Source organism: Flavobacterium sp., assembly GCF_031411595.1.
In the GTDB taxonomy this organism is placed as follows: domain Bacteria; phylum Bacteroidota; class Bacteroidia; order Flavobacteriales; family Flavobacteriaceae; genus Flavobacterium.
Genome location: NZ_JANOBI010000045.1, coordinates 1 through 24,459, shown reverse-complemented (window position 1 = coordinate 24,459; position 24,459 = coordinate 1). Strand labels below are relative to the sequence as shown.

The following is a 24,459-nucleotide window of genomic DNA, read 5'->3' as shown; positions in this document are numbered from 1 at the left end:
CGTGAGGTAAAAAAGAATATTATGTGTCCTTCGTCGTACCATTTATTTAGTGTTACCAAAGCATCTGGATAAACGTCCGCTGTTAACATTCTTTCCGGCTCTTCGTTCGGAATATCATCGCATACGGTTCCATCGATATCAATCAAATAATTCTTAATTCCCTCCGGTAGAATTGGACTAATTGTATGTCCATTTTCTGTAGCAGCAATTAACTGCTTGTCTAAATCTTCTGTTTTCATTTTCGTTTTGTTTCTAATTTAATTTGTTACAATTGATTAAAAACACCCTTAACCTCACCTATAAGAGAATTTTTATTTTATGATTATTAATTTTCGTTTTTCCAGTTCAATCGGTCTTGTTGGTTGTATTGCCATGGCGCTCCGTTGTTTTCGATATTGGTCATCATTGCATTTAATGACATGGGTGCTGCACTTTGTTCCATCACTAAATAGCGTCGCATATCCATAATAATAGAAAGCGGGCTGATATTGACCGGGCATTCTTCAACGCAAGCATTGCAAGATGTACACGCCCATAACTCTTCTGGGGTAATGTAATCGTTGAGTAATGATTTGTTGTCGGGAATGAAAACCCCTTTATTGGCGTCGATATTTTTTCCCACTTCTTGCAATCGGTCTCGCGTATCCATCATGATTTTACGCGGCGACAATTTCTTTCCGGTTTGATTCGCCGGGCATGAAGACGTGCATCGACCACATTCTGTGCATGTGTAAGCATTGAGCAATTGCACCCAATTTAGATCTTGAACATCACTCGCTCCAAATTTGCTTGGCGCAGCATTTTCATCTACAACTGGTGTTGCATAAGGATCGACGTTTGGATCCATCATGAGTTTAACTTCAGCAGTTACTGATGCTAAATTGTCGAATTGCCCTTTTGGGTTTAAATCGGCGTAATACGTATTGGGGAAAGCCAATAAGATGTGCAAATGTTTTGAGAAGTATAAATAATTCAAAAACACTAATATTCCTGTGATGTGAATCCACCAAAAAGCGCGTTCTAGTAATGCTACCAATGAATTATTCATGCTATCAAATATGGGTGCGATGTATTGTGAAATCGGAAATGCTCCGGCTTGATTGTAATGTCCAAAACCACCGGAAACGTTTTGTAAATGGTAATCGGATGCATTCATCAACAGAAATAATGACATCAAAACGATTTCAAAATAAAGAATGTAATTGGCGTCGCTTTTGGGCCAGCCTTTTAAATCAGAGCTTACAAAACGTTTGATTTTAATGATATTTCTTCGAATTAAAAACACAATAACCGCTATCAAAACCAATAAAGCTAAAACTTCGAATGAACCTATCAATACATCGTAGAACATTCCCAAGAACGAAAAAACACGATGCGTTCCGAACAATCCGTCGATGATGATTTCTAAAACTTCAAGGTTGATGATGACAAAACCTAGATAAACAACAATATGCAATACACCAGCAATCGGACGTTTGACCATTTTCGATTGACCTAAAGCAATCAATGCCATGTTGGCCCAACGCTCTGAAGCGCGATCGGAACGGTTGATATCTTGACCTAAATTGATATTGCGAATGATTTTTTTGACATTCATTACAAAATATCCAACTCCAACTGTTAGCAGAATCGCAAATAAAATATTGTCTAAATAGTTCATAATCGATGGCGTTTATTTTTTATCTGAAGCTTCTGCAGGCGCGACATAAGGTTTGTTTTTCTTTCCAAACAGCGAAACATTAACGTATCGCGTTGGATTCAAACGCAAATCTTGTAATAACAATTCCAATTCTTTAGAAGTTTGGGATAGGTTATTATACAAAGCATCGTCTTTAAGCATTTTCCCTGCGGTGCCTTTTCCTGAATTTAAACCAGCCATAATATCATCGACTCGTTTCAAAGTGACTTGCAAATCTTTAGCGGTTTTACCCAAATTGGCTTGTTTTAATGAATCCGAAATCGCGGAAAAATTACTGGATACTTTATGAAAATCGGTTACAATGCCATTGATGTTGGTTTTGTTATCGGCTAACATACCATTGACATTTTCTGAAGCTTTGTGAAATTCCGCAATGGTTTGGCTTAATTCTGATAAGGCATTTTTCAAATCCGTTTGGCTTTTTTTATCGAGAACGTTGTTGATTCCGGTGAGCATTTGATCTGCATTCCCTAAAACTTTATCAAGTTTGACTTGTAACGGTGCTAGTTTATCAGCGAGTAAATCAGTCAAACCTAACTTGACACCGCTTGGCAATCTGGTTCCCGAAACCGCCATTTCCTGATCCTTAAGATTCGGAACAATCATGATTTGTTTGCCGCCAATTAAGCCGGAATCATAGATGGTTGCGACACTCGATTTTGAAATTGGGAAATCAGATTTGATTTGCAATTCGACTTGTAATTTTCCTGAATTGTTAGAGAATTTAATTTCATTGACTTTGCCGATTACGAGTCCATTTAATGTTACCGGAGCCGATGTAGTAAGGCCTTCCACATTATCATATTCTACATAAAAAATTTTGTACGATGTCAGAAGATCTCTTCCTTTTAAAAAGCTATAACCCCAAATAAATAATAAAATGGACGCAATAACGAGTATGGCAGTTTTAATTTCTCTAGTAATTTTCAAAATCTTGATATTTAGGCAAATTTAAAATAAATATTAACATCTTCAGCTTTATTTCAAGGCTTCTTGAACGCTGATTTTTTTACCATCTTTAAACGCAACCAAGTAAGCCGATGTATAGCCTTTTGATTTGGCTTCTTCTAAGTTCTTCTTGGCCACTTCATAATCGGAAGTTTCGCCGTAAGTGTATTTGTATAATTGCCCGTTATCGGTAGTCGACTCAACGTTTCTCAAGCCTTTAAAATTGGATGGAATCAGCTCTATTTTTTTGACGGCGGCAGCAAGTTGTACTTTAAACACGATCATTGGAATCGCCGGATTGGGTTGTTCTTTTTCAACAATAGATTCGTTTTTTACAACAGTTGGTGTGATTTCTTTCACCGGCTCTTGCGCCATTTTTTTGGACGGTTTTTCTATGACATCATTGCTATTGCTACCGAAATATTCTTTTTTATAACTCACAATCGCATTGGCAATGGCTTGTGCTATTTCTTGTTGTCCATCTTCAGAATCCAGCAGAGCACCTTCTTCGGGGTTGGATATAAATCCGGTTTCAATCAATACTCTTGGCATGTAGGCCTTGTGCAAAACCATAAATGGTGCTTGCTTTACGCCTCGCGTTTTTTTGTTGATACCGCTAAATTGATCTTGAATTTTACTCGCCAATGAAATACTGTTTTCGATGTATTCTTCTTGCATCAATGTGATTCCAATCATCGAACTTGGATTGTTAGGATCGAAACCTTCGTATTTTTGTTTGTAGTCTTTCTCTAACGTAATTACAGCATTCTCACTTTTTGCAATCGCCAGATTCGATGCGTTTTTATTCAAACCCATTACGTAAGTTTCACTACCACAAGCTGCGGTATTTTTGTTGGCATTGCAATGAATCGATACGAATATGTTAGCATCGGCGCGGTTGGCAATACTTGAACGTTCTACCAATTCGATGAAAGTGTCGTTTTTACGAGTGTAATTAACATCAATATTGGGATTGGCCTCAAGTATTTTACCGACTTTCAAAACGATGGCTAGTGTAATATTTTTCTCGATATGACCATGATAAACGGCACCGAAATCATGCGCACCATGACCGGCATCGAGCGTAACTTTGAATTTTGAATTGGATTGACTAAAGGCTGAAAAAGAAGCAATAAACGTCAAAAAAAGTAATAAATGCTTGATTTTATGTAATTTACTCATAGTAAGAAATAAAGTTAATTTTTATGAAAACCCTGAAGGTTTACTTTTGTTATTTACTTATTTTTGACGAAAAATAATCATTAAGTTTGGCGCGTCAAAAATTAAGCCATATTTTTACAAAAATAGCATTAAAACCTTTGCATACAAACTTATTTCATATCGTTTTTTCAGCATTTTTCCTAACAATTGGAATCTCCAAAAATTATTCTCAAGAATTAAATAATCAATCGATTGCTGTACCCGCAAAAAAGCAAATCGACAGCACTTCCATCAACATTAACGACCTTACGAAAATTGGTGATACCATCAAGAACGATACTATCAAACCTAAAAAAGCTTTTCTTGAAAGTAAAATAAAATACAAAGCTGAAAAGTATGCCAAGCTCGATCAGAAGAAAAAGCTGATTACATTATATGACAAAGCGGAATTGTATTATCAGGATATAGAATTGAAAGCCGGAATTATTGTCTTCAATTACGAAAAAAATGAAGTGTATGCCGGAAGAATAAAGGATTCGGCAGGAGTTTACACACAATATCCGAATTTCAAACAAGGAGCGAATGTCGTAGAACCTGATTCGATTCGATTTAATTACAAAACCAAAAAAGCCTTGATTTGGAACTCGAGAACCGATCAAGGTGAATTTAAAGTCAAAGCTGAAGTTTCAAAAAGAGTCAATGATTCTGTTTACTTTCTAAAAAATGCCCGCTTTACAACAGCCAAAGACATTGAAGATCCGGAGTATTATTTTAGAACCAGTCGATTGAAATTTGTTCCCGGTAAAAAAGTCGTAACGGGTTTAACCAACATGGTTATAGAAAACGTACCCACGCCACTTGCCTTGCCTTTTGCATTTTTTCCAATGACAGAAACCAGTCAATCTGGATTGATAATTCCAACGTTTAATGACAACAATGACCGTGGCTATTCTTTGCAAAATGGAGGTTATTATTTGGCGTTGAGCAAGTATTATGACTTGGCGGTTTTAGTAGATTATTATACTAATGGAAGTTACGCCACACGATTCGAATCGAGTTATGCGCAACGGTATAAGTTTAGAGGTAATTTTAATGTTCGTTTCGAAAATTTAATCAACAGCGAGCGTGGTTTTCCTGATTATTCGAAAACCAACATCTATAATATCCAATGGTCGCATTCGCAAGATGGAAAGGCAAGTCCCAATTCGCGGTTCTCAGCATCTGTTAACTTTGGGAGTAGTAAATATTTCCGACAGTCTGCAAGTCAGCTCAATGTAGGCTCAAATTTGAATAATACGTTGAGTTCATCAGTGTCGTATTCCCGAACATTCAATTCCGTTCCACAAGTCAATCTTTCACTAACGGCAACCCATTCACAAAACACCAATACCGAGCAAATCAACATGACCTTACCAACACTGCAATTGAGTGTTGACCGTGTTTTTCCTTTTGCTCCAAAAGAAGGTATTAAGAAAGGAGCTTTCAAAAACATCAACTTGCAGTACAATTTGAAAGGCGAAAACAGAATTGCTACCACCGATTCTTTGTTCTTCAAGCCCGAAATGTTTAAAGATGCTAAAGTCGGATTTCAACATACGATTCCGTTGAGCACGAATTTCAAAATATTTAAATATTTCAGCGCCACTACTTCGATGAATTATGAAGAAGTTTGGTATTTAAAAACCATCCGAAAAAGCTTTGATGCCTTGACCAATAAGGATGTTATAACCGAAGTCAACAAATTTGATGCTTTTAGAACCTATTCGTTTTCTTCGAGTTTGGGAACAACAATTTATGGTACATTTAAATTTGGAGATACCAAAAAAATTCAAGCCATTCGCCATGTGATGCGCCCATCGGTTTCGTACAGTTATACGCCAAGTTTCAAGCAGTATTACGATACTTACGCCGCTGACGGCAGTGGAACAATGGTCAAAGAATACACGCGATTTGAACAAGGAATTTTTGGAGCGCCGGGTAAAAATTTATCGAGCAACGTTGGTTTTAGTTTAAGCAATACTTTTGAAGCCAAAGTCACTGATAAAGACACTACGAAAACCGAACCTAAGAAAGTGATGTTGCTCAATAATTTGAATTTCTCTACGAGTTATGACATTACTGCCGATTCACTAAATTGGTCGCCTTTGCGCGTTAGCGGCGGAACTGTTTTGTTCAAGAATAAGATGAATGTCAATTTTGGAATGACTTTAAATCCGTATGCTATTGATAATTCGGGGCGTACTTTTCAAAAATACAACATCGACAATGGTGGCAGTTTATTCAGAATGACCAGCGCCAATATGACCTTAAATTATTCGTTGTCAAGTAAAGACGGTGACGATAAAACCAAAAATAAAAACGATCAAGGACTTCGTAATGGCGGCCGTGAGGATGATTTATTCGGAACCAATACCGATTTTAGCGATCGACGACAGAGTCAATTTGGTACTGATGAAGATGAAGAAAAAGATGATTTCAAAGGTTTCTTCAAGTATGATTTGCCTTGGGATATCAATTTTGCGTACCAACTCACCTACACCAATATCAAAAGAGAAAAGGAAATTTCGGGCAATTCGTTGATGATGTCACTCAATACAGAATTATCGAAAAATTGGAAAATGGGTGTTTCTTCGGGATATGATTTCGTGCAGAAAGGCGTCACTTTTACACAATTCCGTTTCGAACGTGATTTGATGAGTTGGCGCATGGATTTCAGTTGGACACCGTTCGGAACCAATGCCTATTGGAGTTTCTTTATTGGAATTAAATCGAGTGTGCTCAGTGATATTAAGTGGGAAAAACGAACTGTACCAGATAGGGTTTTGAGGTAATGAATAATAAATAATTAATAATTATGGATAAGAAAATCATCTACACTGACAAAGCTCCGGCACCAATTGGACCCTATAGTCAAGCGGTTTTGGTTGGAAATACTTTATATACTTCGGGGCAAATTGCTTTAAATCCTGCAACGATGGAATTGGTTTTAGACAACATCGAAGCCGAAACCGAACAAGTCATGCAGAATTTAAAAGCGCTTTTAGAAGCCGCCAATATGACTTTTCAAAACGTTTATAAAACGACCATTTTCATTACTAATATGAATGATTTCGCCAGAATCAATGCGGTGTATGGAAAGTATTTTAACGAAGAAACCGCTCCTGCAAGAGAAACGGTTCAAGTGGCAGCTTTGCCAAAATTCGTCAATATCGAGATTGCTATGATGGCGATGAAGTAAAAAGTTGTTGGTTGTAAGTTGTAGATTACGCTTTAATATAAATGGAAAAGCGGTTTCAAAATGGAACCGCTTTTTTTATTGAATGATTTCATCTAGTTGTTTCGAGAGTCAACTTACAACCTACAACAGTTAGATTTTATCCATTCCCAACAACAGCAATTGTGCCGTAGCTTCATTAGTCGCCAAAGGAATATTATGCACATCACAAACGCGAATCAGCATGTTAATATCTACTTCGTGCGGGTGACTTGAATTGGGGTCTTTAAAAAACAACACCATTTTCGTTTTGCCTTCCGCTACTCTCGCAGCAATTTGAGCATCGCCTCCCATCGGACCCGAAAGCATTTTTTTGACTTTAAAACCTGCATTTTCGGCTTGCCCGCCAGTAGTTCCTGTGGCTATAAGTTTGATGTTTTCACGAAGTAATAAGTCTTTGTTTCTGTTTAAAAACTGAACCATATCGGCTTTCATACGGTCGTGGGCTATGATGGCGATTTCCATGATTTTATTTTTTGCTTGCAAAGACGCTGAGTCGCAAAGTTGGATTAAATATTTTTTGCGCCTTTGCGTCTTTGCGAGATATTATTTATTCAAAATGTGATACGCAATCAAACCATCAATTGGTCTTCGCAATACGTTTCCTATTTTGATTTTGTGCTTGTGTAATACTTCTTCGAGTTCGTCTTTGAGGTAAAATGCAATCGAACCTACGAAATGCACCGGAATTTCTGTGCAATTATCAAATTGTTTGATGTAGTTTTCTACAAAGTCTTCCATTTCTGCTACAATGTATTTTCTGCAGAATTCCGTGTCTTTATGTTTGATTAGAAATTTTGCAAAAGTTGCCAGATAAGCATTCGGATTCGGTTCTTTGTATAAATTATTTTTCACATAATCCGGTTCAATGTTGTATTCTTCTTCGAATTCTTTTGCCAAATCTGCTGGCATTTTATTGAAGTAATAACCGCGTAATAAATGACGCCCGAATCGATTGCCTGAACAATCATCCATGGCAATGTAGCCTAAAGATTGTACTTTTTGATGCAATACTTTTCCGTCGAAATAACTGCAATTGGAACCGGTTCCTAGAATGCAAACAATGGCTTCTTCATTTTTTGGTGTGGTAGCGTAAACTGCTGCGTAAGTATCTTCGTGTACAGAAATTGCTGCATTTTTAAAATATTCTTCGAACACTTTGGTTAGGAAATTTTTCATTCTGTCGGTACCACAACCGGCGCCGTAAAAGAACAAATTGGTTGCTTTGTCTTTGTTATGCGAAATATCAAACTTGTCATCGAGACGGCTGATGATTTCTTCTTTCGACAAAACTTCTGGATTGAGTCCAAGTGTTTGTGTAGTGAATAATACTTTGCCATGGTCATCAATGGCAATCCAATCGGCTTTGGTGGAACCGCTATCTACGAGTAGTTTCATATTAGATTATTAGATTTTAAGACTGTAAGATCTTAGGATTATAATTGTTGAATTTCAGATTGGAAGATTCAATCATGCGATCTTAAAATCTTACAATCTTATAGTCTGTTGCCTAGCCCCGATTGCAACGGTATCCTTTTTCCGGCTGCTGCCAGACGGGAAAAGATTTAGTGGAAAGCGGGAAATAGCTCCTAAAAATAGAAGTCCCATTAGAAAATAACGGGACTTTGTAAATGTACTATATTATTTTAACCCTGCAATGTGCACGGATAAATCGATTAGTTTGCTTGAATAACCGTATTCATTATCGTACCATGATACGATTTTGAAAAACGTTGAGTTCAGACCAATTCCGGCTTTCGCATCGATGATGGATGTTCTTGAATCAGAAACGAAATCTTGAGACACTACGTCGTCTTCGGTGTATCCGATAATACCTTTGTAATCGGTTTCGGAAGCGTTTTTCAAAACTTTCATGATTTCTGCGTAGGTAGTTTCTTTGGCTACTTTTACGGTCATATCGACTACGGAAACATCGATGGTTGGTACACGGAAAGACATTCCTGTTAATTTTCCGTCGAGTTCAGGGATTACTTTTCCGACTGCTTTCGCAGCACCTGTAGATGATGGAATGATGTTGACACTTGCCGCGCGTCCGCCTCTCCAGTCTTTTTTAGATGGTCCGTCAGCGACCATTTGTGTTGATGTTGTTGCGTGAACTGTAGTCATTAATGCTTCTACGATTCCGAAATTATCGTGAATAACTTTGGCCAATGGTGCTAAACAGTTTGTGGTGCATGATGCGTTTGAAACGATGGTATCAGCAGCGGTTGCTTTTAAGTGATTGACACCCATAACAAACATAGGCGCATCGGCTGATGGTGCTGAAATGACTACTTTTTTTGCGCCACCTTTGATGTGTGCTTGGGCCATCTCTAATGTGGTGAAAATTCCGGTGCAATCGGCTACGACTTCTGCTCCTACTTCATCCCACTTGAGTGTTGATGGATCGCGTTCAGCAGTGATGCGGATGTTTCTTCCGTTGACGTATAGTTTTCCTTCTTTGACTTCTACCGTTCCGTTGAATCTTCCGTGAACAGAATCGTATTTTAATAAGTAAGCTAAGTGATCTACGTCGAGTAAATCGTTGATGGCTACTACTTCTACATTATCTCTGTTGAATGTTTCTCTAAAAACAATTCTACCTATTCTTCCAAAACCGTTGATTCCTAATTTTACTTTTGACATTTTTTAATTTGCTTTAGGCTGAAAGCTATTTGCTTTATACCGATTAATTTTTAATTTGTAATTCGTAATTCGTAATTCGTAATTTTTAATTCTTAATTGATTAAGTTGACATGATATCGGAAACTCTCAACAGTTCACGATCTATTTCAGTATGACCTTTAATGGCTTGCTCTAATGGCGTTAACGCTACTTTATCGCTCATCAACCCGACCATATAGTTTGATTTGCCTTCTAGTAAAGATTCTACGGCTTTGACACCCAATCGGCTCGCCAAAACCCTGTCGAAGCAAGAAGGTGCGCCACCGCGTTGCATGTGTCCAAGAACAGAAACACGTACGTCGTATTCAGGCAAATTAGCATCGACGTAATCTTTGAGTTCAAATACGTTTTTACCGATTTTATCGCCTTCAGCAATCACTACAATACTTGAGGATTTTCCTGAAGCTTTACTTTTTTTCAAAGAATCCAGTAATCGATCCAATCCTAAATCTTCTTCGGGTATTAGGATTTCTTCTGCTCCAGCTCCGATTCCGGCGTTGAGTGCAATATGTCCTGCATCGCGGCCCATAACTTCTACAAAAAATAGGCGGTTGTGTGAACTGGCTGTATCTCGAATCTTATCGATGACTTCAACGACTGTGTTGAGTGCGGTGTCGTAACCTAAAGTGTGGCTGGTTCCGAAAATATCATTATCAATCGTTCCTGGAATTCCCATTACAGGAAAATTATATTCGTTGTTGAAAATCTCTGCACCCGTAAAACTTCCGTCTCCACCAATAACTACTAACGCATCGACACCGGCAGCCACTAAATTTTCGTGGGCTTTTTTTCGACCTTCAGCCGTCATAAATTCTTTCGAGCGGGCTGATTTTAAAATCGTTCCGCCTTTATTGACGATATTGTTTACGCTTCGTGGACCCATTTCTTTGAAATCGCCTTCAATCATACCTTGGTATCCTCTGTAGATTCCTATACATTCTACATTGTGATAAGCACAAGTTCTTACGACTGAACGAATTGCAGCATTCATTCCGGGCGAATCACCACCTGAAGTTAGTACACCGATCTTTTTTATGGTTTTAGTCATTTTTTTACATTTAAAATGTAAAATTAGCAAACATCTACCATTTATAACGCAGTGTTTTTATTAGTTTGATAAGATTCGTGAATTTCAAACGATTTCGTTAATAAGTTTTTAATCTTTTTGATTCAAGTTGATTAAAAACTAAACCGCAGATTCACAGATTTAAAAAAAAAAATCTAAAATCAGCGAATTTGCGGTTTATTAAAAATTAATCATCCGTTGGAACTGCTTGGTCATTGTGTTTTTCAGGTTCGGGTTTCTTTTCTTTCTTGTCGTCTTTCTTATCGACAAATTGAATGTATTCCGGAACCATGTCAGAATCGGAAACCTCTTTGACAGGCTTTTTCACAATTTCAATTTTTTGATTCTTGAAAATCTTACCGAGCAGTTGTTTGAATGTGGTAAAATCGACTTGATAGTTTAATCCTAAACCTTGGGTGTAACCGATACCTTGTCCTATATAATTGATATCGTTTTCCTTGTTGAACATACGAAGGTTTAAAGTTCCGTCTTGGTTGACGCGATATTGCACTTCAACGTCACCCACAATAGTCGATTCGCTAACGCCACCAACAGGAACTCCGAATTTACCGTTGATACTGATTCTGTCACTAATTTTTGTTGTAACGGTCAATCCTACTCGACCGTCGGTTTCACGACCTGGATTTCTGTCGGCAGAAACAAGATCGACACCTACTTGAATCTTGTCTTCATTGTCGTTCAATATTGACCCAAAAATATCGCCCACTTTTTCATACAAATTATTGTAAAGCGAAGTTTGACTCAATCCATCAACACTAAGGAAACTACCGGTTGAAAGTAGTATCAATGCTTGCTTCTGACGCACATCTTTATCATCCAATTTGGTTTGAATTTCCGATTTTAAAACCGAACTTACTGTTGGAAAATTGATATTGAAATCAGGGTTTGGATTGCTTAAATTTCCTTTCAAACCAATGACTACTTCTACATCTACTTTTTTGTTGAACGAAGGATTTTCTATTAAAACGGCTGGATTTGCCGATGTTTTATAAACCGCTTCGAGGTTCAGATTGGCACGCATCGGGTCGCCTTCCCATGTTACGGAACCGCCTTTTTTAATCGTAAATAATTTGTTGATAATACCGCCATACTTGAAGTTATAAGTTCCTTCATAAGCTTGAAAATCGCCCCACATATTAAATTTCCCTAACGTATTAATCTTAAAAAGCAACGAACCAAAACCTCGGCCTTTCATGCCGTGTCCTGAATTTCGGTCTAGAATAATTTCAACTTCTGCATCTGAAGTAATATCGAAATTGAACTCGAGTTCAACACCATTACTGTTCTTCTTCGTTTCTGCAATTCCTTTCTTAATGTTGAACTTTTCATTGGCTGTTGTAAAATGAATATAATTATTATCGCCTGTAGCTTCCGCATCGTTAATCGGAATTTTAATACTCGTTCCTTTTTCTGATTTACCATCAACCTTAATGAATAAATTGCTGATTGGGCCGGTAATCGTAGCTTCGCCATCCATGAATGCAGTGCCAAAATAGGCAGCGTCTTCACTGTCTTTTGTATCTAAAGCCAGTATTCTTTTGGAATTTAAATTCAAATCCAATCGCCAATCTGAGAAATTAGTATGCCCAATAGTACCGTATAATTTCCCTTTGGTATTGTATTTTGTATCAACAATGTTGGCATTTCGAATGATGAATTTCTTTTCAGTAACATCCACAATAGTTTGGTCATCAATTTTATAATCGACATTGAGGTACGGAATTCCCAAACCGGCTTGATCCACAAAAAGTCGCCCATTGATATCCAAATCATCTACATCACCACCAATATTAGCCCTTCCTGATGCGAATCCGCGAATGTTAGAAATGACGCCACCGCCGAGTGAACTCAATACACCCAAATTAAATTTATCAAAATTCAAATCCAAATCCAATTTGGTTTTTTGATCCACAATTTCAATACTGCCTTCAGCTTCAAAAGCCGCTACATTTTCATTTTCAATCGAAGAATCCAGATAGAATTTTTGAAAGTTTTCATCGCCTTTGATATCCAAATTCATTTTGCCTAAAGCAATATCATTCACTTTTAAACTGTCTATTTTTAAAGTCGATGTTGGCTGATAAATCGAATTGTTTTGTTTCAAATTGATTTGTCCATTCAAATTGCCATTCATTTTAAACTTATCAATTCGAGGCAGCAACCGATCCAATTGCACTTGATTGAAACTCAAATTCAAATCTTTATAAGTTTTGTCTTTCAGCACGCCATACAACCTCACTTTCTGGTTGTCATGCGACAGAATAATATCTTCAATATTGAAATTTTTGAACTTTTTATCGAAAACAATTTTGTTATCAGGGCTATCTTTTTCATTAAGATACCACAAGAAATCATTGAATTTCAATTCCGATTTCTGGATGCCAACTACGTTTTGCTTTTGTGCATCAATCGTATGGTATAAATTCAAACTGTACGCATCTTGCCCAACATCGCCGCCTTTAAACTCGGTGCGCAGAAATAAAGTATCTTTTGTTGTGATGTTAATCAAACTAAAATCTCGGACTTTGTAATGCTTGGTTTTGATGCTGTCTAAAGCGATATAAGTGTTGTATAATGGGTTTTTATTGTCGATATCAACTTTAATATTGTCGAAAGAATTGTCATACGCCGTGATTTTAGGCGATGAAAAATTGAACTTAAAATCATCGGTATCCGAATCGATATTACCCCGAAATCTGGTGTTTTTTCCGATTTCTATGCCGGGATAAAAAACCTCTACGATTTTGTTGTATATCGTAAAATCGAATTTGAGGTATTGCCCTTTTTTGACGGGGTTTCGACTGTAATTTGCGTATAAACTTCCAGCAGAATTCTCAAGCATTTTTCTTAACGAATTGACTTCAAACTTGCCGACGATTTTCCCTTCAATAATATCGGGCGATTGAATCGCAATGGTTCTAACATTATCCGCATCGAAACTCGAATTGACCGAGAAATCTTCAAAATAATAATTGTCTTTGTTGTTGTGGTAAGACGTAGCGGCAAAATGCACATCGCCTTTCAAATCGTCTAAGGTGTTTCCGGAAACATTGACTTTGATGTCGCCTTTAAAAACAGCAATCGAATCTTTCTTCACAAAATTAAGCTTGTGCAAATTCGCATAATCGATTTTGGTTTCGAAATTATAGGCAATCTCTTTTTTGCTCAAATTAACCGAACCATTGAAATCTAAAAACAAATTCGGATCATTGATAAACACTTTTCCTTTGAAAACCGGATTTTTAAAATTACCATCAACAATGACTTTGGAATAAGTATAACCGTTGTATTTCAATTTATAAACATCGCCAGAAAACGTAGTATTCAGATTTTTCTGTTTGAATCCTTTGCCATCAACATCAATGTTTAAAGAAACTTTCTCAACATCTTTTCTTCCTAAAAATGCACCAACATTAAATTCTTCGAGAATGATATTGCCTTTGTATTGCGCGTCGTCGATATGATCGATATTGCTCATCTTCAAATTCGACTGAATGTTGCCCAATGCAGTCGTCATATAAAAATCGGCAATAATGGTTTTAACCGTAACTTGGGCTTTTCCACGGATTTCGAACTGTCCGATTTTTTTTAGTGATGTTGGTAATTTTGTACCCAAAACACTCGGAAGTAGTTTCACCAAATTGTCATAATTGGAAGCTACTTTCTTGAAATTCCCATTCATATAAAACGGCTGAGTGCTGGTTCCAAAAAGATTTTTAAAATTGACGTCGCCAACAATCTGTGTATTCTTACTATCAATCAAGCTCATTTTCCGCGCCGTCAGATCGTTCAAAGTTCCGGTGACATGGGCTTTCAAAGTAAAATTTTGATCTTTTCCCATTTCCTTATAGAAAAACCGAATATCATTGGTTGACAATGAAGCTTGATCGATGTCGATATCAAAGCGTACTTTGTTATTGAAATCATGGAAATCTTCGCGCTTATAATTTAAAGCCACATTGCCTTTAAAAAGCGAATGGTTCGTAATCACATCCAATTCATTGAGCAGAATATGCGATTTGGTGTACGTGAATTTCGATTGCAAATTTTTAACAAACAAGCCGCGATGATCTTGAAAAGACATTTTTTCAATCACCGTTGTCACATCGGGGCCATGAATTTTAAAATCGCTAACTGTGGCGTTAAGCCTTGTGAAATCGACATCTTTTGGCACTACACGATTTTCGTCAGTTAAAATAAAATGGCTTTGTTCGAGATATACGGTATTGGCTGTGAGCAGGAATTTGTGTGTGGAAGGTGTGCCGGTATCAAAAGCAGCAATAAATTTATCGAGGTTGGTTTCCTTTTCACCTTTGTAGGTTTTCATGTTCACCAACATGCTATTGATTCGTAAGTTTCCGAAAATCAAATCGCCCGAAGTCATTCTTTTTAAATCTAAAAGATTGGTGTTAATGCGATTGGCATAGATTAAAGTGTCTTTGTGGTGGTCTTTAATCAATACTTTTTTTAATTTAACAATACCGAAAGCAGTTACTGAAATTTGGTCAACTTTAATATCTGTTTTGTATTCTTTGTTGAGTCTTTCCGTCACATAATGCGCAATTTTGGTTTGAACAACCGGTAACGTTAAAGCAATACCAAGCACTAGTATCAATAGTATTAGTAGCAGAATAAAACGAACTATTATTTTGCGTGCTCTTTTTATAAGAATGGGCTTTTACTTAATTTTAAAATCAATTTATTTAACTTATGGAAAACAATTCCATTGATAAAAAAGGCTAATTTTGTCAGCGCTGTAAAAATAGCATATTTTTGGAGCATTTAGTCAAATATAAATCAAAATTTGCGCGTATTTATGCCTCAAAACAGTGTTTTTATTTTAGCGATTGAAAGTTCCTGCGACGATACGGCAGCGGCTGTACTTCAAAACGACAAAGTGCTGTCAAATGTTGTTGCCAATCAGCTTATACATAACGAATTTGGTGGCGTGGTTCCTGAATTGGCTTCGCGTGCGCACCAACTAAATATCGTGCCAGTAATTGATGCGGCACTCAAAAAAGCCAATATCACTAAAGAACAATTGTCGGCGATTGCTTTTACGCAAGGTCCGGGTTTGATGGGTTCGTTGTTGGTTGGGAGTTCATTTGCCAAATCGATGGCGATTGCATTGCAAATTCCATTAATTGCGGTCAATCACATGCAAGCGCATATTCTGGCGCACTTCATAGACGAAGACAATTTTGACAAACCCACCTTTCCATTTTTGGCTTTGACGATTTCGGGCGGTCATACACAAATCGTAAAAGTCAATGATTTTTTCGATATGGAAATCATTGGAGAAACCACTGATGATGCTGTAGGAGAAGCTTTTGATAAAAGCGCTAAAATACTCGGGCTGCCTTATCCGGGCGGACCGTTGGTTGACAAGTATGCACAGCAAGGAAACCCAAAAGCATTTGCATTTACGAAACCCAAAGCACCACATTTGGATTTTAGTTTTTCAGGATTGAAGACAGCGATTTTATATTTCATTCAAAAAAGAGTAAGTGAAAACCCTAATTTTATTGAAGAAAACTTAGCCGACATTTGCGCTTCCATTCAGCATACGATTATCGAGATTTTGATGGATAAATTAAAACTTGCGGTCAAAGAAACCGGAATTCAACAGATTGCCATTGGCGGTGGTGTTTCAGCCAATTCGGGTATTCGAAAAACATTGAAAGAAGCTGAAGCCAAGTATGGTTGGAAAACCTACATTCCAAAATTTGAATACACCACCGATAATGCTGCTATGATTGGCATCGTTGGTTATCAAAAATATCTAATCGAAAATTTCGAAACATCAGCAGTGGTTTCGAAAGCGAGAACCACATTTTAATATGCAATTATTCTACAATCCCAACATCGACGAAGCTACCATCGACTTTACTTTTGATAAAGAAGAAAGCAAACATATTGTTAAAGTACTTCGAAAAAAAGATGGTGATATACTGTTTGTTACTAATGGTTTAGGTTTTTTATTTAAAACAGAAATTGTCTTAGCCATTGATACCAAATGCACGGTAAAAATCGTTGGTTTTGAAAAAGCACCTACGCCGAAATTTCATTTGCACCTAGCCGTTGCGCCAACCAAAATGAATGATCGTTTTGAATGGTTTTTAGAAAAAGCTACCGAAATCGGCGTTTCAGAAATCACACCGATTATCTGTGATCATTCCGAGCGCAAGCAAATCAAAATAGACCGATTTGATAAAATTGTGACTTCGGCAATGAAACAATCTAATCAGTATTATTTACCAAAACTGAATGAAGTTGTGGCTTTCAAGGACTTCATCAAAATGAAAAATGAAGGAATGTTATTCATCGCGCATTGTGAAGAAACCAACAAAAAACTATTAAAAGAATTGTTAGAACCCAATACCAACCTTACAATTCTTATTGGGCCTGAAGGCGATTTTTCATCGAAAGAAATTGAATTGGCACTCGATAAAAAATTCGTACCTGTTTCGTTGGGAAACACCAGATTAAGAACTGAAACTGCTGCAATTGTTGCTTGTCACAGCGTTGTTTTTTTGAATGAAAATTCATAAATTAATTGTAATATTACCCTTTTAAAATTAAAATGAAAAAAATGAAAAACCTCTATCTCACGATTCAGTTATTTGGAATTAGTTTAATGGCTGTTGCTCAAACACCGTTAGCTCATATTACTATTGAAACTCCATCTGTTGTTTGTGCTCCTGACCAATGTACCACATTAATTACGAATCATTCGACAATTAAATCTACTACAGATTATGTTATCAGTAGTGTTCCTTATAATCCTACATTTCCTTTTGTTGGGGGCACAGTGATTCCACCTAGTGGTGATGACTATTGGTCTCCTGAGTTTGTTTTGCCTTTTTCATTCAATTTTTATGGTAATTGCTACAACTCAGTTTTAGTAGGAACCAATGGGTTAATTACTTTTGATTTAACGAATAATCATCCATTAGATTATTGCGCCTGGCCCTTTACGCAAACCATTCCCAATACTAATTTCCCGATTCGAAACGCAATTTATGGCGTATATCAGGACAGCAATATTCAATCGCCTCCGGTAACCAATCCGAGTTTGCAAAATGTAAATTATTATGTATTGGATACTGGCGTAAATATGGCCCCTAATAGGGTTTTTGTTGTCAATTTTAATGAATTGCCGATGTATCAATGCAATACTTCAATCGGATTGCAAACTTCCCAAATCGTCATACATGAAACGACCAATATCATCGATATTCTTGTAAAAAGCAGAACTGCATGCACCTCTTGGAACTCAGGTTCAGGCTTAATAGGAATTCAGAATCAAGCCGGTACAGTAGCTTTAACGCCACCAGGAAGAAATACAGGAACTTGGGCGACTACCAATGAAGAATGGCAAATTTCGCCCAACGGCTCCGACATTCCAGTTACTTTTTCATGGTATAGAGATGGCGTTTTGTTGCCGACTGAAACTGCTGACTTCATTACTGTCTGTCCAAGTGGAAACGAATCTTATAATGTGAGTATGGCTATTGCAAATTGCACTACTTCAACAGTTTTACAATCCAATATCATAAGTGATTTAGTTGCGCCTGATCCGGGTTTAAATTCGCCTGTTGATTTAAGTGTATGTACAGAATCACCATTTGTATATACGGTCGATTTAACAAGCAACACCAATATTATTTTAGGAGCATTAAATCCACAAGATTATGAAATCGCTTATTATGATAATTTATTGGATGCACAAAACATAACTAATAATTACATTACCAATCCAATTGCTTATTCATTCACGGAAAACAAAACCATTTATGCAAGCATACAAGAAGTAGTGTTCACCGGTTGTCATTATATTAAACCGTTTGAACTTACCATCATTCCTACTGTAACAGCACCAACCGGAGCACCATCTCAAAATTTTACTGCCGGACAAACCTTAGCCGATTTAATCATCTCTGGAGAAAATCTTATTTGGTACGATGCAGCCATTGGTGGTAATACGCTACCAAATACAACCTTATTGCAAGACGACACAACTTATTACGTAACGCAAACTGTCAGCGGTTGTGAAAGCAACAGAAGCACCAACTCAAATCGATTTGCCGTGACTACTAATCTTGTTTTAAGCAACGAATCATTCAGTGCAAACTCATTTTCTGTGTATCCGAATCCGGTGGATGAAATGCTTACCATCAATGCTAAAGAAAATTTGAAATCGATTGTGATTTACAATGCAATTGGGCAACAAATCCTTCATTTAAACCCCGATCAAAAGGAATTGCAGATTAATACAGCATCATTCAATACAGGTGTTTACTTTTTGAAATTGAATACTCAAAAAGAAAGCAGTACTTTAAAAATTATTAAAAACTAAAAGCATACAATACCCAATGAAAAAAAGTTGGATTCTCCTATTATTGATTCACAGCCTTTGTTCTGCCCAAGAAATTGCATTGCTTAAATACAGTGGCGGCGGCGATTGGTATGCGAATCCAACTTCTTTACCCAATTTAATTAAATTCAGCAACCAGAACATCAACACTCGAATTAAATCGAAACCAGCTTTGGTCGAACCAAGCAGTCCAGATTTATTGTCGTATCCATTTGTACACATGACCGGACACGGCAATGTTGTTTTTAGCGATGCCGATGTGATTAACTTGCGAAACTACTTGACTTCAGGCGGTTTTCTGCATATTGATGACAATTACGGCATGGACGAATTTATTAGAAAAGAAATCAAAAAATTAATGCCTAATGCCGAATTGGTTGAACTTCCGGCAAGCCATCCGATTTTTCAAAAACCGTTTCCTTTTCCTAATGGTGTTCCAAAAATTCATGAGCATGATGGTAAACGACCGCAAGCTTTTGGGATTTTTGTCGAACAAAGATTGGTACTTTTATACACTTACGAAACTGATTTAGGCGATGGTTGGGAAGACGCAGAAGTACATCACGATCCTGAAGAAGTGCGTTTAAAAGCATTGAAAATGGGTGCGAATATTTTAAATTATATTTTCAACAATTAATTTCAAAACAATGACCTCAAAAATCATAGCCAACGGAATACTCAGAGCATTAGGAATTGTTGTGGCTATTGCTGTGTCGCTTTGGTTTTTGTATGCCATACAGATGGTTATTATTTATTTGATGGTCGCATTGATATTGACATTAATTGGAAACCCGATTTTAGATTTTTTAAAGAAACGATTGAAATTCAAACACACTTTAGCAACGGTATTCACAGTGCTTTTCTTTGTATTGATTATCGTTGGATTTATGCTATTGTTCATTCCACTGATTATTGATCAAGGTCAAAATTTATCGCTTTTAAATACGACGGAAATAGAAAGAAGCATTTTAGAATTGATGAATCAAATGGTTGCCTTTTTAGAAAACCATCATATTGATGCCAAACGCATTATTCAAGATCAAAAAGCCGCATCTACCCTCAACATCGATTTCATCCCCAATTTCTTAAACACTTTAGTCGAAACCATTAGCAGTTTCGGAATGGGTTTAGCGTCGGTTTTGTTTATCACTTTTTTCTTTTTAAATGATAGGAGACTGTTTATTAATGGTGCTAAAAAATTGATTCCCGATAATCATGAAGATAAAATTTTAAATTCTCTTGATAAAATCAATCATTTGCTGTCGCGCTATTTTATTGGATTATTGATTCAATTGTTTATCGTGTTCCTTTTGTATCTTATCGTTTTGCTGATTTTCGGTGTAGAAAATGCTATCGTCATTGCGTTTCTTTGTGGTGTGTTGAATATTGTACCTTATATCGGACCAATCATCGCCACGATTTTAGCCGCGATATTGACGATGATTAATAATTTAGGAAACGATTTTCAAACCGAAACACTACCCACAACAATATACGTTTTGATTGGGTTTTGCATCGTTCAAATCATCGACAATAACGTTTCGCAACCTTTCATATTTTCGAAAAGTGTGAGTTCACATCCGCTCGAAATATTCCTCGTCATCCTCATGGCAGGCTTTCTTTTTGGTATTGTAGGTATGATTATCGCGGTGCCGTTTTACACCATTCTTAAAGTGATTGGCAAGGAATTTTTTCCTGAAAATATCATCATCCAATTGCTCACTAAAAACATTTAGCGTTGCCATTTTCTTTACTTCCATTTGAAATTCAAACATTCATCAGAGCCAATACTGAAGCTTCTTTGGTGACATTGGCGTTGCAAAAAAATCCGTTTCCGAATGTTGATTGGCGGCTGGTAATCGAACAAATCGCTTGCAGGCAAAAAGCAAAAGACAAATTGCCGACTTGGTTTGCAACGGATGACATTCTTTATCCAACCAAGATTTCTATTGAGCAAACTTCTTCTGAAAAAACCGCAGCCTACAAAGTTTCTTTGATTTCAGGAAATTCCATCATCGATTTAACCGGTGGTTTTGGCGTTGATGATTATTACTTTTCCAAGCAATTTAAAACGGTGGTTCATTGTGAAATGAATGAAGATCTATCAGTTATTGTAAAGCATAATTTCAATAAATTAAATATTCAAAATTGTGACTGTTTTGCCGGTGATAGTTTTGATATTTTAAAAAAAATCAATACCCGTTTTGATTGGATTTACATCGACCCATCGCGACGCAATGACAACAAAGGCAAGGTATTTATGCTCAAAGATTGTTTGCCGAATGTAGTTGATTTAATGGATTTTTACTTTCAATATTCAGATAATATTTTGATTAAAACGGCGCCAATACTCGATATTACAGCTGGTTTAAATGAATTGAAAAATGTCAAGAAAATTCACATCGTTGCCGTTGATAATGAAGTCAAAGAATTGCTTTGGGAAATTTCTAAAGATTATGTTGGAGTGATAGCAATTGTTACCGTTAATTTGAAGAAAGAGCAGCCCGAACATTTTCTATTTACATTAAAAAAAAATCAAGCAAACATTAATTATAGTTTACCAAAAACCTATTTATACGAACCCAACGCTGCCATTATGAAGTCAGGCGGATTTAACGAAGTTGGTTTTCAATTCGATTTGGATAAACTGCATCCGCATTCTCAACTTTATACTGCTGATGTTATCAAAGATTTTCCGGGAAGAATTTTCAAAATCGAACAATGCATTGCGTATCAAAAAAGTGATATGAAGACTTTTCTTGAAGGTACAAAAGCCAACGTCACCACAAGAAATTTTCCTGATTCGGTGGATGACATTCGCAAAAAATGGAAAATAAAGGAAGGCGGAAACCAATATTGTTTTTTTACAACCGATATGAATAATCGCAAAATAGTTTTACTTTGCGCCAAAATTGAATAGCCACATGAAATACCTTATTATTAGTATCATTTTCTTATTGACAACTTCAACTTTCGCCCAAAAACCTTGTGACTTCACCACCAATGTTGTTGATTCGATTGGAAGTTATAAAGCCACGAAAGAGTATTTGATGTATGAAAAAAACTTCGCCGGAAATTCGAGTTATGTTTTTACTTCGATTGTGATTTCTGACGGCACGCCAATTTTGAATGTTCAGTTTCTCGAAAAAAGCAATAACTTCATCAAAGCAAAATGTTTTGATAAGAATTCGAGATTGTATATTCAGTTGGATAATAGTAAAATTGTGACTTTGTTTCATATCGATCAAGAAAGTTGCGGTTCGTTGGTTCGCGATGACAAAGGCATGAACAACCGCGTATTGACCGGATATTTTATGTTCAGAAAAGGCGAATATGAAGAATTGAAAAAATCTACTGCTTCATTAATTCGAGTAAAATATGCTACAGATGTGGCTGATTTTATTATCAGAAAAGCAATAAAGTCAGAATTGGATGGCTCATTATACGAACCGGATAGTTACTTCATGAACTATATCCATTGCCTCGAAGATAAAAATTAATCGCATTTCCATTTAAAGTTAGAGATGTTTTCTTTTTTGGCATTTTTTAAATTGTAATGCCACCACTCGCTTTCAAAGATTTTAAAACCCGAACGCGTCATAATTTTGCGCAATGTTCTTCGGTTTTCTTTGACTTCATCCGATAGATTTTCATAATCATGACTGGCTTCAATGCCGAAGAAATCAAATGGCGTTCCCATGTCTAGTTCCTTTCCATTACTATCTACTAAACTAATATCTACTGCTCCGCCTCTATTGTGAATCGAACCTTTCTTCGGATCGGCTACATAATTCGGATTGGAAACAATTTGCCACATTTTCTTCTGAATGTCCAATGGTCGATAGCAATCGAAAAGCATCATTTTATAGCCTTTCTTCATGAATTTTTCGTTGGCTTTGATGAGCGCTTTGACAGTTTTGTATCGCAAATAGCAAGCTTCACAATCGTAGACTTTCGTTTTTAGGAAATTATCGGCGGTCGCATATTTCATATTGTAAACAAAATCGGAACTGTAGTCTTTGAGGTTTACGAAAGTACTGTCATTAACGATTTCATCTTTTTTTATAAATGATATTTCTTTGGCAATAGACGATACATTCGCTTCTGCTATTTTGTTTTCATTAATTCTAGTTTCGATGTTGATGGCTTTAGTTTCTTTTGGAGCTAATGATTGCTGTGCAACACATGAGACAAATAAGAATGAAGTTATCGGTATGGATATAAAAAGTTTGAAATTCATTTCATATTAATTTATGTAAAGTAACATAATATTATCGATTAATTAAGCATCAAAAAAACCATGTCAATATCGTTTTATTAATAATTGTTTGATGAAAATCAACTTCAAAATCAATAGTAATGCTCTCATTAATAAGCAAGTAGTGTATAAATATAATACTTCAAAGAAGCGTTCTTAAGTCAACAAAAATTCATTGGCTTAACAGTAGTTAAAAAAATATAAAAATTATTATTGTTTAATCTTTTGTTCAAAAGTTTAAACTAATTTTATTTCAAACTAAAAAAACACTATCATGAAAAAAATTACAAACTATTTAAGATTGGGATTTTTATTACTATTTAGTAATACTATCTTTTCACAAACTGCTCGCGTTCAAGTCATTCACAACTCAGCAGATGCTGCAGCAGAATTTGTAGATGTGTATTTAAATGGCACACTATTGCTTGACAATTTCAAATTTAGAACCGCAACTCCTTTTATTGATGCACCAGCCGGAGTTCCTATTCAGATCGACATTGCGCCAAGCACCAGTACTTCGGTTGCTCAAAGTATTTACAACATCACACCTACACTAACTGCTGGAGAAACTTATGTGGTTATAGCCAATGGTATTGTAAGTCCTACTGGTTATACGCCAACTCAACCTTTTGGATTGTCTGTTTTTGCACAAGGAAGAGAATCTGCTTCGAATGTTGCAAACACAGATGTATTAGTAAATCATGGATCTACCGATGCACCAACAGTAGATGTTGTTGAAACTAGTATTCCGGCAGGAACTATTGTGAATGATATTTCTTATCCAAACTTCACTGCTGATTATCTAGAATTGCCAACAGCTAATTATACGTTGGATGTAAGAGATGCAACAGGAACAGTAGTAGTAGCAACCTATGCAGCTCCTTTAGCAACATTGAGTTTGCAAGGACAAGCATTAACTGTTGTTGCCAGTGGTTTTTTGAATCCTGCAAATAACAGCAATGGACCAGCT

At 36.5% G+C, this 24,459-nt stretch carries 19 protein-coding genes and 1 pseudogene; 10 read left to right on the top strand and 10 right to left on the bottom strand.

The genetic code is table 11. The annotated features are described in order from the left end of the window. From RMO03_RS10870 to RMO03_RS10855, 4 genes and pseudogenes are all read right to left on the bottom strand, one after another. Nucleotides 1–239 (bottom strand): annotated as a pseudogene (locus RMO03_RS10870) (phosphoheptose isomerase); the annotation flags it as partial. A gap of 86 nt (nucleotides 240–325) precedes the next feature. Then, entirely contained in the window at nucleotides 326–1,660 is a 1,335-nt protein-coding gene (locus tag RMO03_RS10865) for a (Fe-S)-binding protein (protein ID WP_309642128.1), read from the bottom strand. Between the two features lie 12 nt (nucleotides 1,661–1,672). Continuing rightward, nucleotides 1,673–2,629, bottom strand: coding sequence for an MlaD family protein (locus RMO03_RS10860; protein WP_309642127.1), 957 nt, complete (start codon nucleotides 2,627–2,629; stop codon nucleotides 1,673–1,675). Nucleotides 2,630–2,677: 48 nt separating this feature from the next. Continuing rightward, nucleotides 2,678–3,829 (bottom strand): N-acetylmuramoyl-L-alanine amidase, encoded by a 1,152-nt coding sequence (locus RMO03_RS10855; RefSeq protein WP_309642126.1) that lies wholly within the window; start codon nucleotides 3,827–3,829, stop codon nucleotides 2,678–2,680. A gap of 86 nt (nucleotides 3,830–3,915) precedes the next feature. Here RMO03_RS10855 and RMO03_RS10850 point away from each other — a divergent pair, with 86 nt between their 5' ends. Both RMO03_RS10850 and RMO03_RS10845 read left to right on the top strand, forming a co-directional pair. Then, nucleotides 3,916–6,639, top strand: a complete 2,724-nt coding sequence (locus RMO03_RS10850) for a putative LPS assembly protein LptD (RefSeq protein WP_309642125.1) — start codon at nucleotides 3,916–3,918, stop codon at nucleotides 6,637–6,639. 23 nt (nucleotides 6,640–6,662) lie between these two features. Further along, nucleotides 6,663–7,046 (top strand): RidA family protein, encoded by a 384-nt coding sequence (locus tag RMO03_RS10845; protein ID WP_309642124.1) that lies wholly within the window; start codon nucleotides 6,663–6,665, stop codon nucleotides 7,044–7,046. Between the two features lie 129 nt (nucleotides 7,047–7,175). On the opposite strand, the gene RMO03_RS10840 is transcribed toward RMO03_RS10845, so the two are convergent. The 5 genes from RMO03_RS10840 to RMO03_RS10820 form a co-directional block, all read right to left on the bottom strand. Then, the gene (locus tag RMO03_RS10840) at nucleotides 7,176–7,547 is read right to left on the bottom strand and encodes a methylglyoxal synthase (RefSeq protein ID WP_309642123.1); all 372 of its coding nucleotides are present in this window, start codon (nucleotides 7,545–7,547) and stop codon (nucleotides 7,176–7,178) included. 81 nt (nucleotides 7,548–7,628) lie between these two features. Continuing rightward, nucleotides 7,629–8,480, bottom strand: a complete 852-nt coding sequence (locus tag RMO03_RS10835) for a BadF/BadG/BcrA/BcrD ATPase family protein (protein ID WP_309642122.1) — start codon at nucleotides 8,478–8,480, stop codon at nucleotides 7,629–7,631. Nucleotides 8,481–8,723: 243 nt separating this feature from the next. Beyond that, the gene (gene gap, locus RMO03_RS10830) at nucleotides 8,724–9,728 is read right to left on the bottom strand and encodes a type I glyceraldehyde-3-phosphate dehydrogenase (protein ID WP_309642121.1); all 1,005 of its coding nucleotides are present in this window, start codon (nucleotides 9,726–9,728) and stop codon (nucleotides 8,724–8,726) included. A 100-nt stretch (nucleotides 9,729–9,828) separates the two neighbouring features. Further along, complete coding sequence (gene pfkA, locus RMO03_RS10825; protein WP_309642120.1) at nucleotides 9,829–10,815, bottom strand: 6-phosphofructokinase; 987 nt, start codon at nucleotides 10,813–10,815, stop codon at nucleotides 9,829–9,831. Between the two features lie 205 nt (nucleotides 10,816–11,020). Continuing rightward, nucleotides 11,021–15,460, bottom strand: coding sequence for a translocation/assembly module TamB domain-containing protein (locus tag RMO03_RS10820; protein ID WP_309642129.1), 4,440 nt, complete (start codon nucleotides 15,458–15,460; stop codon nucleotides 11,021–11,023). A 210-nt stretch (nucleotides 15,461–15,670) separates the two neighbouring features. On the opposite strand from RMO03_RS10820, the gene tsaD reads away from it, so the two are divergent. From tsaD to RMO03_RS10785, 7 genes are read left to right on the top strand one after another with little or no spacing between them, the layout of a single operon-like run. After that, on the top strand, nucleotides 15,671–16,693 hold the full coding sequence (tsaD, locus tag RMO03_RS10815) for a tRNA (adenosine(37)-N6)-threonylcarbamoyltransferase complex transferase subunit TsaD (RefSeq protein ID WP_309642119.1): 1,023 nt from the start codon (nucleotides 15,671–15,673) through the stop codon (nucleotides 16,691–16,693). A 1-nt stretch (nucleotide 16,694) separates the two neighbouring features. Continuing rightward, entirely contained in the window at nucleotides 16,695–17,405 is a 711-nt protein-coding gene (locus tag RMO03_RS10810) for a 16S rRNA (uracil(1498)-N(3))-methyltransferase (protein ID WP_309642118.1), read from the top strand. Nucleotides 17,406–17,446: 41 nt separating this feature from the next. After that, entirely contained in the window at nucleotides 17,447–19,213 is a 1,767-nt protein-coding gene (locus RMO03_RS10805; protein ID WP_309642117.1) for a T9SS type A sorting domain-containing protein, read from the top strand. 16 nt (nucleotides 19,214–19,229) lie between these two features. Beyond that, a complete protein-coding gene (locus RMO03_RS10800; RefSeq protein ID WP_309642116.1) occupies nucleotides 19,230–19,868 on the top strand; it encodes a DUF4159 domain-containing protein in 639 nt (212 codons plus the stop codon). A gap of 10 nt (nucleotides 19,869–19,878) precedes the next feature. Beyond that, nucleotides 19,879–20,967, top strand: coding sequence for an AI-2E family transporter (locus RMO03_RS10795; protein ID WP_309642115.1), 1,089 nt, complete (start codon nucleotides 19,879–19,881; stop codon nucleotides 20,965–20,967). A 2-nt stretch (nucleotides 20,968–20,969) separates the two neighbouring features. Further along, complete coding sequence (locus RMO03_RS10790; protein WP_309642114.1) at nucleotides 20,970–22,151, top strand: THUMP-like domain-containing protein; 1,182 nt, start codon at nucleotides 20,970–20,972, stop codon at nucleotides 22,149–22,151. 4 nt (nucleotides 22,152–22,155) lie between these two features. Further along, nucleotides 22,156–22,731: a hypothetical protein gene (locus tag RMO03_RS10785; protein ID WP_309642113.1), complete on the top strand. Its 576-nt coding sequence runs from the start codon at nucleotides 22,156–22,158 to the stop codon at nucleotides 22,729–22,731. On the opposite strand, the gene RMO03_RS10780 is transcribed toward RMO03_RS10785, so the two are convergent. Then, nucleotides 22,728–23,471, bottom strand: a complete 744-nt coding sequence (locus RMO03_RS10780) for a M15 family metallopeptidase (protein ID WP_309642112.1) — start codon at nucleotides 23,469–23,471, stop codon at nucleotides 22,728–22,730. The two genes, RMO03_RS10785 and RMO03_RS10780, sit on opposite strands and share 4 nt — an antisense overlap. A 292-nt stretch (nucleotides 23,472–23,763) precedes the next feature. Here RMO03_RS10780 and RMO03_RS10775 point away from each other — a divergent pair. Next, on the top strand, nucleotides 23,764–24,459 hold a 696-nt coding region (locus RMO03_RS10775; RefSeq protein WP_309642111.1), incomplete at its 3' end, for a DUF4397 domain-containing protein.